Origin of the sequence: Shewanella sp., assembly GCF_048265805.1 — a bacterium.
GTDB lineage: Bacteria > Pseudomonadota > Gammaproteobacteria > Enterobacterales > Shewanellaceae > Shewanella.
Genome location: NZ_JBLXAT010000032.1, coordinates 12708 through 25143, shown reverse-complemented (window position 1 = coordinate 25143; position 12436 = coordinate 12708). Strand labels below are relative to the sequence as shown.

Sequence of the window (12436 nt, the reverse complement as noted above, 5' to 3'; positions counted from 1 at the left end):
GGGCAAACTAACTCAGTTTGACTGAACGGCGACTGCATCGGCAAACCATTGAGGCAAAGGACGTTTTGTCCATTTGGTAAACCGCCGTTTGTCACCGATATAGAAATTACGATAGGCCTGTACCGCATTCCCCGCCACTTTAAACTGTTCCGGCATCGCTTGTGGAAACGGTGTTAAGCCAGCACGAGCGTACTCAAGTTGTGCTATCTGGCGCAATACGGCAATGGACTTGTGATCGATGACTTTATCGAAACGGTAACGGTACTCAGTATTTAGCGCATCGGTAAGCTGTACCAGCCACTCGAAGTTATCGTAAGACGCTTCTACCCACAATACGCACGGATGTTGCGTATGCGTTGACTTGTACGGCGTGACAAATCCTTTTTTGTTGAGCGCCGTACAGAGCAGTTGTACCGATTCCAGAATCATTTTGATCACGTGTTGGTCGCAGTGATACTGCGCGCACTGGGTGATATTTTCATCTAAAACAAAGATATTCATGTATGGGGATTGTGGGTGAAAACTGTTGTTTGATACGTATTCTTAGTGTGAGTCGATCATTCGCAGCAAATTAAAGTGCAAAAATATGCAAATAGCGATAGAACGCGACTATTTTCGTTAAGCAATCGAATAAGGGTTGCGGTAAGATTGGCGAATAATATTAAGACACTCGTAATTTCATCGATATAGCTGGCCGATTTTCCTATCGCATCAGCTGCGTGTTAGCGAGTGTTGCGTCCGATTAAGCAAGAGTCCGATAGAATTCATTTATGCGCTACTTACTTTACGCAGAGCAGAACTATTCCTATGCCATTTTGCGGCCACTGCAAGACGCGATACATCGTCGTGGCGATGAAGTGGTATGGTTTTTAGCTGGTGATGAGATTCGGCGTGACTATTTGCATGCAGATGAGCGTGAATTTACCTCTATCAAAGATGCGGTTAACTGGCAGCCCGATGTTGTGTTAGTGCCTGGTAATCATGTGCCTAAGTTTATTCCGGGGATTAAAGTCGGCATTTTTCACGGTTTCAATGTCGCCAAATCAACACGTCCAGATGATCGTGGGCATTTTAATATTCGTGGTTGCTTTGATCTGTATTGTACTCAAGGACCAAACACCACGGTAGGCTTTCAACATCGAGCAGAAAAGTATGGTTTCTTTGGCGTGAGGCAGACAGGGTGGTCAGCGATCGATCCGTTATTCCAAAATTTACCGACGGATTTACCCAACGATGGCAAAAAAACGATTTTGCTGTGCTCAACTTTCACCAAGGAACTCTCTTGTGCACCACTGCTGATTGAGAACGTTCGACAACTGCGGGATAGCGGCAAATGGCGTTGGCTAGTGCAGTTCCATCCCAAAATGCCGCAAGAGATAGTGGCTGCCTATAAAGCGTTACAAAATGAATATCTGACCTTCGTTGAAACTGATAATGTTATTCCATTACTGCAACGCGCCGATCTTATGGTGTGTGATACCTCATCTGTAATGACCATGTTCCTACTGCAACGTAAGCCAGTGGTGACTTTTCGGAATCAAACTCGTGGGAATACTGAGCATCTGATTAATGTCACTGACGCTAACCGACTTGAGGAAGCGATTGATGACGCACTCAGTTATCCGGCAGCGTTGATGGCAAGAATTGATCGGTTTATTGCCGATACACATCCCTACCAAGATGGTAAGTCTAGTGAGCGGGTACTGGCGGCGGTTGATGACTTCCAGTGTACCCAATATGGTAAATTGAAAGCCAAGCCAGCCAATATTATCCGTACCCTCAAAGAGCGTAATAAGCTGGGCTATTGGAAACTGTAAGTCCCCATCCAGTCACTCCATAAGCCCAAGGCGCTGACTCAGCGCCTTTCATGTTTTTCGCTTAGTGGTTTTTTGCCACCACGGTGATGGTGTAGTGCGCCAGTAAGTCGGCATAACTGTGGGATTGGCTAATCAAACTTGCATAGCGATTGCTGTACGCCCAATCATCAAAGAACGCTGTTAAGTCGTTGCGGCTATGGGCTTTCGCATAAGTGACAAACTGCTCAGTGGTGGCACCCGTGGCGTAATACTGTTGATAAAAACCACTCAAGATACGGTTAAATGAGTCGGCGCCTTCAATATCATAAAGTAAGTGATATAACGGCATGCCGATTGAGTAGATACCTAGTCCACCATTATTGTTATCGAGCAATGGCGGCAAAGTATTGAGGTTTTGCTGCGTTAACGTCTGCTTTAACCCATTGAATATATCGTTGGTCTCTCGGGCTAACATGCCCGGCTCATCGAGCTTGTCGGCGACTAGATATTGCAGAAACGTCGCCAGTCCTTCGTTCCAGCGGGGCGAATGGCTTTCTTGAAATTTCACATTCCACAGGTGACTCAGCTCGTGATACATCTGCGAGCGGTCGGTAAAACCCTCTTTCACAATCAGAATTCCCGTACGGTCGGCTTGTGAACCGTACCCTTCGGGAAGCTCCAATACACTATATTCTGTAGGTGTCTGCAGCGGGCCAAACCACTGACTATACAGTGAAAGTGCGGTACTGCTGCGGTTTAAGAACAGTGTGGATAACGCTTGGTCTTCGAGTGAGAACAGGGTTAAGCCTTGCTGTTGGTACCGTTGATACTTGGCGATGGTGAAGTCCATTCGCCACGCTGGTTGGGTGTTTTGGTAACGATAACTGATATGGCTGGTGGTGGTGTTTTTGGCGACTAATCTACCAGCATTAGCGACTACATAACCTTCGGGGACTTCCACACTGACGTCGTAATTAAAAGTATGCAGCCACCATTTGGCATGGCGATTTACATCATCATTGGGATACAGCACCTGTGGATAAGCGTAGGCATCTTGGCGAATGATGGAAAAATCTTGATTGATGCTGTCTTTGACATAGGCCAAACCAGTTTCGACATAGCCCAGAATCATGCCTTCAAAACGGAGATTGATAGTAAAGCTTTGTGCTGGCGCTAGTGGTTGCGGCAACTGCACCTCAGTGTAATTCACCTGCCGCTGTGGGAAGGCTTCGTCACTGAGCACTTGTTGGGTAAACGTCAATGGCTGGTGTTGAGCATCGGTAACCGCGTTGATATGCAGTAAGCGATAAAGCGTCAGCGGAATATGATCTGCTGGATGGTCAGAACAGTTTGTGATGGTCAGTTGTGCGCTGGCGCTGAGGTTTTCATCGGCTAAATTAAGTTGATAAGTCATCTTGTAGTCGGTGGCCACCAACTGCAGTTGTCGATGAGCAAAACGCTCCGCCTGAGCTGCCCCGCTACCAACCAATAGCACCAGCGCCATTATCCCTCGTATCCTCATGCCATATCCTTATGATTTATCGTTATTTATTAGGTATGGGCAAAAGGTGTCTGAGTTATCGGCAAATTGCTAGCACCTTGATCACATAACTGTTTAAAAGTTAGCCGTGATTAGTACGCATGGTGCCGGCAACATGTCGTGTTATTCCGGCACGCCAGCGTAGTGATGGTGCAATGGATTTACCCGCCACAGAGGTTCTTCATACACAAAGCTTCCGGTGAGTGATTGCATATAGTGCATGGGACGCATGGCTTGCATCAGTTCGGGTAATAGGTCTTCGATATAGCGGGTGTGCGCTTCTTCAGATTCCCAATACGTTTGTAAAATGAAGTCGCGGGATTGTTGGCTATTTCGCCATATATACCCGCCCTGCATGCCATTTTGTTTCGCCAGTGCGGGGTTCCACATCGCCATCTGATCACGGATAAACTGCCGCTCATCTTTAACGCCGTTGCAGTAGACGGTGCGAATAATGCGCGATTGGTCGCTGCTGGGCGATGCTGTGGGAACGGCGAGCACCTGCTCGTAGAGCACCGATTTTAATTCGCTTACCGATTGCAGATCTTGGTTTTTTGCCAGAAATTGCGGATGCTGGGTCGCCATAAATTGCTGCAATGCTTCGGGCGTCTGCCAATAGCCGAAGATAACCGCGTGATGACTGACCGCTTCCCATCCGCCCGCTTGCCCTGCAAACCCCTCAATCGGCGCTAGCCCTTGCCAAATGTTTTGCGCAGTAGAAAAGGCTTGGCGTTGCTCGCGTGGAATGATGCAGCGGATCAGTTTGAGCACTGGCATTGGGGCTCCTTGAGAATGCGTTGTGGTTACAATCCATTAAGACTAAGAGTTCTGATGTAAGTCTAGTCGGATACTGCCACTTTGGTGGGAAATTGCACCAAAATGGCTCGGGCTGTTGACCTCTCATATTTGATTTTTGTTCATATCAAACGCGTTATCCACGAGGCGCCGCCAGTGTCGCTTAGTCAGTTAAGCAAGCTGGATACAACAACGTTGAGCGTGCATTTAAATGAACTCTTTGGGGCGTGACTGAGGTCAACCGCCCCGTGTTAATGTAGGCTGCGCTAGTTGCTCAACTGGCGGATGCCAATTGCTGTTGCTGCATCAACTCTGCTAACAGCTGTTGCTGTGATGCGATGTCTGGCACGTTGAGTATTTGTTGTTGAACAAAGTTTTCAGCGTCGGGATAAGACGACTGACGAATACGTTGTGCCGCGGCTTCAATATCATAGGTGGTCAGTTTAAAGCTGATCTGACCGTCAAGCAGTACCCAACTAGCGCCGTTACTGCCGACGGGCATCCCGGCACTGCCCGCGTTAACAATGCGGCACTGTGTTAAGCGCCGTTCATAGGGCATGTGGGTATGACCACAGACAATCACGTCGGCACGATGGCGGCCAAGCATCGGTGTTAACTGCTCCACGGGCGTTTGCTCAGTAAATATCTCGTGGTTATCTCGCGGCGTGGCATGGCAAAACAACATGCGCCCCAACTCAGGCGAATGGATTTCGCTGCTGAACTGCCAGTTAACAATCTGTTGGATATATTCCTGTTTGAGCGTTTTGGCTAACCAATGGATCTGATGCGTGGCATAGGGTGTTAACGTGTGCATCGGTTGGTGGTTGAGGCAATTCAGCAGATCAGTTTCAGCATTGCCCTTTAACAACACTTTATTGCCTTGGTATGAGTCCAATAGTGCCAGTGTTTCATTGGGCATTGGCCCAGTAATCACATCTCCACCAACTACCAACATATCAATGCGTAACGTAGCGATCTCTTTTAGCACCGCTTCGAGCGCAGTAACATTGGCATGGATATCGTAAACTGCCGCGACTCTCATGATCATACCTTGCAATATTGTGATAAGACTAAGCGGCAAGGTTGCCATATTTGTCGCGCTAAGCTTGCGATCAGCTGACCATTTTTTGTGTTGCCTGCAGTAAAAATTCGACTAACACTTTTACCCGCGGCACAAGATCTTGATGGCGCAGATAGACCAGATTGATAGGCGCATTGGCACAGGCAATGTCAGGTAACACCTGCACTAGTCGGCCCGCTTGAATATCTGTGGCAACATCGCGAAATGACTTCATCACAATACCAACGCCTTGCAACGCCAACTGGTGCCCAGCTTCGCCATCGTTACAGAGAAAGTGGCCGTTGATATGCACTTGAGCTTGATTAAAACGCCACTCTGTTTCGGGATGTTGGCCGATGACAATACAACGATGCTGCGCCAGCTCAGCCAAGGAGTTGGGTTGACCAAACTGCTGCAGATACGCTGGTGCGGCACAGATGATGCGGTTATTAGGTAATAATCGGCGGGCAATCAAACTGGAATCTGGCAGTTCACCGTAGCGGATAGCGACATCAATATTGTCACTGATCAGATCGCAGACTTGGTCATTAAGCAGCAACTGCAATTTAATTTGTGGATATTGCCGCGTAAATTCGCCGATCAGTGGCAATAGCACCCGTTGGCCAAAACTGTTGGGCGAGGTAATTCGTAGGCTGCCGGATAGTTGTTGCTGCTGATTGAGCAAGGCTTCTTCCGCCTGTGACACTTGCTGCAAAATCCGCTGTGCGTGCTGATAGAGCGTGGCGCCTTCGCTAGTGACCGACAAACGGCGGGTACTGCGATGGATCAGCTGTAGGCCTGTGCGCTTCTCTAAGTTGGCTAAGCGTTTTGAGGTGGCTGCCAGCGAAATACCTAACTCATGCGCTGCCGCGGTCAAGCTGCCTAGGCTGACCACTCGCTCAAATACCCGCAAACCACTGAGATCATTTAAGCCATTCATTGTTAACCAATCAGAAAGAGTGTCTTTAGATTGTGTCCATTTAATCAAGGTTGTGCACTACATACAATGATCAGCTCACGCATCGCTAAAGATAAGCGAATCCGCAAGTTATTGGAGGCACTATGGAAATCAGATTAGATGGAAAAACAGCACTGGTGACAGCATCGAGTGGCGGTATCGGTTTTGCGATTGCCAAAGGCTTAGCGGAAAGCGGCGCTAAGGTTGCGCTCAATGGTCGCAGCGAAGCCACCGTGGCCGCCGCTAAACAGCGTTTGCTCAGCGCCGTGCCTAATGCCGATATTGCGCTGGCGGTGGCTGATTTATCGTCCGCAGATGGCTGTGAACAGCTGTTACAGGCAGTACCTAGCGTCGACATTCTGGTGAACAACGCCGGCATTTATGGCCCGCAGGATTTCTTTGATACCGATGACGACACCTGGGAGCAATATTGGCAAACCAACGTGATGTCAGGCGTGCGTTTAGCACGGGCGTATCTGCCTGCCATGCAGCAGCAAGGTTGGGGGCGAGTGGTGTTTATCTCTTCAGAATCGGCCCGCAATGTGCCCGCCGATATGATCCACTATGGCGTATCAAAAACCGCGCAGCTATCACTCAGCCGTGGTTTGGCTAAGCGGGTAGCCGGCAGCGGTGTGACCGTTAACTCGGTGTTGCCGGGACCAACCATTTCCGATGGTTTTGAAAGCATGGTTGCCGAAGAAGCGGCGCGTACTGGCAAATCGGTAGAAGCCATCGCCAAAGAGTTTGTGATGACGCATCGCGCTAGCTCAGTGATTCAACGGGCGGCTAGCGTTGATGAAGTGGCCAATATGGTGGTGTATGTCTGCTCTAGCCAAGCATCGGCTACCAGTGGCGCGGCATTACGCGTTGATGGTGGTGTGGTGGACGATATTCTCTAAGCGTTCGTAAATTCTTTACGGTGCCAGCCGCTATCTTGTTGCGTCGCGCGACTTTTCATACGTCGCAGCGGTTGGGTCATCAGTGCAAATGAATAAGCGTCGCGGGTCTCGCCTCGTTCATAACGCGTTTAATTTGAACAAAAATTAAACACTAAAGATAAACAGCCCCTAGGAGGTTAGCGATGGATAGACAAAAATTAGGTAATACCGGATTAGAGATTATGCCGCTGGTATTTGGTGGCAACGTTTTTGGTTGGACTATCGACCAGCAAACCAGCTTTGATATTTTGGATGCGTTTGTTGATGCTGGTTTTGATACTATCGACACTGCGGATTGCTACTCACTGTGGGCACCCGGTAACCAAGGTGGTGAGTCTGAAGCCATTATTGGTAACTGGCTCAAAGCTCGCCCAGGCATGCGCGACAAAGTGAAGATTTTTACCAAAGTTGGTGCCGATCTGCAGCAACCTGGCAAAAAAGGCTTAACTGCAAACTGGATCAAACAAGCGATTGATGAATCATTAGCGCGGTTACAAACCGACTATGTCGATCTGTATTTTGCCCACTGGCCTGACCCTGACACCGATTATGCCGAAACGCTGCAAGCGTTTAACGAGCTTAAACAAGCAGGCAAAATCCGTGCGATTGGCGCATCAAACTTAAATGCCGACCAGTTGCAAGCCTCGCTCGATAGCGCCAAGCCGCTCAACATTACCCCGTACCAAGTATTGCAGCCAGAATACAACCTGTATGACCGCAGCGGTTTTGAAGGCACACTGCAAGACTTGTGCGTTACAGAGAATATCGGTGTGGTGACTTACTACAGCTTAGCGTCGGGCTTTTTATCGGGCAAATATCGCAGCAAAGAGGACTTAGGCAAAAGCGCTCGTGGTGAAGGGATTGGTAAATATCTCGATATTAAAGGCCATGCGATGCTAGCCACGCTGGATAAAGTGGCCGAAGCGCATCATGCACAACCAGCGGAAGTTGCGCTCGCATGGCTGATGGCGGCGCGCGGCGTTACTGCACCCATTGCTAGCGCCACCAAGGCACAGCATGTGAGCAGCTTTGCTAAGGCGGCAGAGTTGCGGTTAACCACTGAAGAGTTAGCATTGTTGACGCAAGCAGGGATCTAACAAGAGTAGCTCCAAAGTAAACGCCAAAGTTGAGCCAACCATCCTCGAATGGTTGGCTCTTTTTTTACAGCTCACTCCAGCGGCGTAGTAGATTGTGGTACACACCTGTCAGATTAAAAATTTCCTGCTGGTCTGCTTCAGCGGCGGTGAGCGCCTGAATTGATTGATCGAGCTGGAACAAAATCCGTCGTTGTCCTTCATCACGCACCATACTTTGCAGCCACATAAAAGCGGCGGTGCGTTCACCGTGAGTGACGGGTGTGACTTGGTGCAAGCTGGTGGAGGGGTAGAGAATGGCTGAACCCGCGGCTAGCTTTACCGTTTGCGTGCCGAAGGTGTCGTGGATCACCAGTTCGCCGCCTTGGTAATCGTCCGGCTCACTCAAAAACAGTGTGGTGGATAAGTCGGTACGTACCAAGCCATCTGCGGTGGAACGTATGGCATTATCGATGTGATAACCAAAGGTTTCGCCGCCTTGATAGCGGTTAAATAGCGGCGGATAAAACTGCAGTGGCAAGGCGGCCGAGACGAATAATGGATGGGCTAGCAAACGGTCCATCACTAATTGGCCGAGATCCAGTGCGACGGGGTTGTCCTTATCTAACTGCTGATTGCGTTTGCGGGTTGCGGCCATTACGCCGGAGGTCTGGTTGCCATCAATCCACGGTTCGGCATCAAGTTTCGCACGCAGTTGTGCTACTTCAGCTTTGGAAAATAACTGCGGAATTTCAATAAGCATGTTAAGTATCCTTAATACGCAAAAACGGCACCGACGAATGGTCGGTACCGTGTTATCGCTTTGCTAACAATTAAAAGTGAAATTCAGCACTTAGCATCGCCATACGCCCAGGGGCGATATTGGCAAAGTGCGCCGCGTACGCCTTATCAAAGTAACGCTTATCTGTCAGGTTTTGCACATTCAAACGCACGGTAACCCAATCATTGAAGCGATAAGAGGACACAAAGTCATAGCGCCAGTATGAAGGGATCCACAGCGTGTTGGCGGTGTTGCCGTATACCTTATCCATGTAATACGCGCCTACGCCAGCATTGAACTGCTCAGTGATGTCGTAGTTGGTGAACAGACTAAAGCTGTTTTTGGCTGTATTTGGAAAGCGGTTACCGTTGAGATCGGTGTTAAAGCCGTTGGCTTCCAACGTGGCATCCAAGTAAGTGTAACCACCAAAGGCGTGCCACTGCTTAGTAATGTCACCTGATAAGCCTACTTCAAAGCCTTTCACCTTCTGCTTGCCAACGTTGTCTTGTGGGGCACCGCGGCCAGCTTCGGTTGCTACGCGAGCGTTGTTTTTCTCAATCTGGAATACCGAGCCATTGAGCGATAGCCTGCCGTGGAACAGATCCCACTTGGTGCCTAACTCAATGCTCTTGGTATCTTCTGGCGCTAAGTCTTCGTTACCACTGCTGAGGCTGTCGCTACCATCACCATTTGAGGTACCCGGTGGGTTAGATGAGGTGCCCCACGCCAGATAGATACTGCCGTTTTCCGTGGGTTTATACAGTGCAGAGAGTTGATAGTTGACGAAGCTATCTTCGTTGGTCAGCGTGGTATCGCCACTGACAGAACTCGAATCGTAGTCATCCCAACGAATACCAGCGTTGATAAAGATTTGCTCGGTTAGCTCCAGCGTGTTGAAACCATAAACCGAACGCGTATCGGTTTCCGTCACGCTCGGTGTGGTACTGGCGGTGATAGTGCCCACCCAAGGATCGTGTGGGTTAGGGCTATCCAGCACGGTACAGTTGTAGTTGGCCAGCATATCCGCATCGCAACCCGCACCACGGCCGTTGCCAGTATCGACGCTGTAACCTAGGTTATTGGTACGTTCATTGCTGAATTCGGCACCCACGGCAAAACGGTTTGGCATACCGGCAATACTTACTTCGCCAGACAGTTGCAACTGCGTGGCTAAGGTTTTGGTGGCGGAGTTGCGCGATTTGGTATTACGCCACACATAACCATTGGCTACGTTACCCGCGGAGTCATCTGGGTTGGTGACGATATATTGGTTGGTGTTGCGGCTGTAGACCGTTGTCGAGCTGAAGTGCAGGTTGTCGCTAAAATCGTGATTAATCAGCACTGAGCCGGTGTCGTCACTGTTGTCACGAAAATCGCGCGACAGCAGACCATAGAAATTATCGGCATCGACCTTAGCAGGGCGGCCTGTGGCTTGGTCGTACGGAATACCATAATCAGGCACGTCATGGCTTTCAAAGTGGTAGTACTCTAAGGTCACTTGGGTGGCACTGTTTAGCCCAAAGGTGAGCGATGGTGCCACGCCCCAACGGTTACCCGATACGTTGTCGCGCCCTGGTGTATCCGCGTCGTGGCTCATCAGGTTGATGCGTACTGCGCTATCTTCACCCACCATATGGTTAACGTCCAAGGTGGCACGTTTTAGAGCGTCGGTGCCCAGCGCCACATCAGCATTGATAAAGTCACCCGCACGGGCTGTTTTAGTGACGATGTTGATGCTACCGCCGACAGCGCCACGGCCGCTATAGACCGAACTTGGGCCTTTTAACACTTCAATCTGCTCAATGTTGAAGGTTTCACGGTTTTGCGAGCCAACATCGCGCATACCGTTGATAAAGGTTGACGATTGCGCATCGTAACCACGAATGAATGGACGGTCGCCATATGGGTTGCCGCCTTCACCGGTGCCAAGGGTAATACCCGGTGTCGCCCGCAATGCGTCAGTAAAGCTCTGCGCGCCCATGTCTTTAATCAGATCTTGGTTAATCACAGTCACCGTCTTAGCACTGTTGAGCAGGTCATCAGTGAATTTGCCCGACTGTACGCGACGGTTGTTGTAGCCTTGGTATTCACCATTGACTTCAATATGTTCGAGCTTTTTCTGTTGTTTTTGCTGCTGCTGTTGCGCTGCATCATCAGCCAATGCTGGGCTAGCTCCCACGGCCATCCCTAAGGTTAACGAGCCTAAAACCGTGGCGCCTAAGCGTACGCGCTGACGGTGTTTTTTGGTGTTCATCATTAACAAGTCCTGATTGAGTAAAAGGTTTGCGGAATAACTACGTTGGTTGTCCGCTTAATTCAGCGACGTGCAATATATGATGTTAAATGAATAGTAGCAATAACCATTCTCATTTGTATTTCGTTGATTTGGATCAATAAAGCTTAAATTAAGCTGAATTTTTCAAATCAAACTTATTGAAATATAAAGAAATGATGATGCCAACGACTGTGACGGATAATTTACACTTGTTAATTGGCCCGCTGTGGATAAGTCGCTGGGCGAGAATACGTGCTAGAACATGGTAAACAGCGCGGGAGAAGCGTTGGGAACACGCATAAACTACCATGCTCAACGGTCAGCTAAGCATGGTAAACGTGCCACCATTAGTGGTTATAAATCGCGTCCAACATATGAGCTAAGCGCACTGCGCCATGTTCAATACGCTGCTCGATAACGGGCGAATTGGCATCCACGTAGGCTTGCCCCAGTTGTTGATTCGGCTGGTACTGGCGATAGATTTTACGTGTAAGTTGCAGCGACTCATTACCCCACTCGGCCGGAGTTCCGCTGGCATCAAACTGCTGGGCTTTGGCGGTTGTGGCAAGTTTATCACCCCAGCCATGCCAATCTTCCCCCACAAGATGTTCGATAATACCGTAATCCCAAATGCCATGCAGGTTGGCGGGTTCACCAAAGAAGCTGACTTGAGTCTTGTTGCCGCCCCAATCGTCGGCATAACTCACATGCATCGGTTGGTGTAGATCGCCGACAAAATGGGCAAAGAAGAACAGCGCTTGCCAGTCTTGCGGATCTTTTTGCAGCTTAGCTTGCATCTCCTCAATACCGCTTAACACGCAGCCTTTTTCGGGGCAGTCACTGGCGGTCAACTGGTGGTCATCGTGGGCGATGTTGACGTAGTGCAGGTGTTTGGACCAATCCCACTGGTGATCTTTCTTAATGTCATCGGCCCAAGTACATGCTTCGGCAAATGAATGATATTCGCCCTGCTTAGCAGCAATGGCATCTAGCGCTTGTTGAGTTTTAGGCGTTGTTAAGTCGTATGCCGCTTCACAGAACGCTTTATGACCGGTGAAGCCCCAAGCATGTGCTTGTGAGGCGCACAAAAATAAACATAATCCGAGCAAACGAACCATAGTGTGTCTCCTACTATCAGTGAGTGGCATTGTACTCGCCCAAGATGACAGGCAGAACACGCAAAGCAGCCAACGCGGTAAATTAGCGTAACAAAATATGAA

General features: G+C 49.4%; 11 protein-coding genes. 3 read left to right on the top strand and 8 right to left on the bottom strand.

Features of this window, described 5'->3' with window-relative positions; translation table 11 throughout:
* Window positions 1–12: 12 nt before the first annotated feature.
* Window positions 13–501 carry a pyrimidine dimer DNA glycosylase/endonuclease V gene (locus ACN0TT_RS17570; RefSeq protein WP_417763443.1) on the bottom strand — a complete coding sequence of 163 codons (489 nt, stop codon included), beginning with the start codon at window positions 499–501 and terminating at the stop codon, window positions 13–15.
* 269 nt (window positions 502–770) lie between these two features.
* Here ACN0TT_RS17570 and ACN0TT_RS17565 point away from each other — a divergent pair, with 269 nt between their 5' ends.
* On the top strand, window positions 771–1817 hold the full coding sequence (locus ACN0TT_RS17565) for a CDP-glycerol glycerophosphotransferase family protein (protein WP_417763442.1): 1047 nt from the start codon (window positions 771–773) through the stop codon (window positions 1815–1817).
* 61 nt (window positions 1818–1878) lie between these two features.
* On the opposite strand, the gene ACN0TT_RS17560 is transcribed toward ACN0TT_RS17565, so the two are convergent.
* From ACN0TT_RS17560 to ACN0TT_RS17545, 4 genes are all read right to left on the bottom strand, one after another.
* Window positions 1879–3300 (bottom strand): hypothetical protein, encoded by a 1422-nt coding sequence (locus ACN0TT_RS17560; RefSeq protein WP_417763441.1) that lies wholly within the window; start codon window positions 3298–3300, stop codon window positions 1879–1881.
* 159 nt (window positions 3301–3459) lie between these two features.
* Window positions 3460–4113, bottom strand: a complete 654-nt coding sequence (locus tag ACN0TT_RS17555) for a DUF4937 domain-containing protein (protein WP_417763440.1) — start codon at window positions 4111–4113, stop codon at window positions 3460–3462.
* Between the two features lie 292 nt (window positions 4114–4405).
* Complete coding sequence (locus ACN0TT_RS17550; protein ID WP_417763439.1) at window positions 4406–5173, bottom strand: metallophosphoesterase family protein; 768 nt, start codon at window positions 5171–5173, stop codon at window positions 4406–4408.
* Between the two features lie 70 nt (window positions 5174–5243).
* The gene (locus ACN0TT_RS17545) at window positions 5244–6131 is read right to left on the bottom strand and encodes a LysR substrate-binding domain-containing protein (protein WP_417763438.1); all 888 of its coding nucleotides are present in this window, start codon (window positions 6129–6131) and stop codon (window positions 5244–5246) included.
* A gap of 122 nt (window positions 6132–6253) precedes the next feature.
* Between ACN0TT_RS17545 and ACN0TT_RS17540 the strand changes: the two genes are divergently transcribed.
* Both ACN0TT_RS17540 and ACN0TT_RS17535 read left to right on the top strand, forming a co-directional pair.
* A complete protein-coding gene (locus tag ACN0TT_RS17540) occupies window positions 6254–7048 on the top strand; it encodes an SDR family NAD(P)-dependent oxidoreductase (RefSeq protein ID WP_417763437.1) in 795 nt (264 codons plus the stop codon).
* A 182-nt stretch (window positions 7049–7230) separates the two neighbouring features.
* Complete coding sequence (locus tag ACN0TT_RS17535; protein WP_417763436.1) at window positions 7231–8184, top strand: aldo/keto reductase; 954 nt, start codon at window positions 7231–7233, stop codon at window positions 8182–8184.
* 64 nt (window positions 8185–8248) lie between these two features.
* On the opposite strand, the gene ACN0TT_RS17530 is transcribed toward ACN0TT_RS17535, so the two are convergent.
* From ACN0TT_RS17530 to ACN0TT_RS17520, 3 genes are all read right to left on the bottom strand, one after another.
* Entirely contained in the window at window positions 8249–8923 is a 675-nt protein-coding gene (locus ACN0TT_RS17530) for a Fe2+-dependent dioxygenase (RefSeq protein WP_417763435.1), read from the bottom strand.
* A gap of 70 nt (window positions 8924–8993) precedes the next feature.
* Window positions 8994–11198, bottom strand: coding sequence for a TonB-dependent receptor (locus tag ACN0TT_RS17525; RefSeq protein WP_417763434.1), 2205 nt, complete (start codon window positions 11196–11198; stop codon window positions 8994–8996).
* A 365-nt stretch (window positions 11199–11563) separates the two neighbouring features.
* Complete coding sequence (locus ACN0TT_RS17520) at window positions 11564–12334, bottom strand: S1/P1 nuclease (protein ID WP_417763433.1); 771 nt, start codon at window positions 12332–12334, stop codon at window positions 11564–11566.
* Window positions 12335–12436 lie beyond the last annotated feature (102 nt).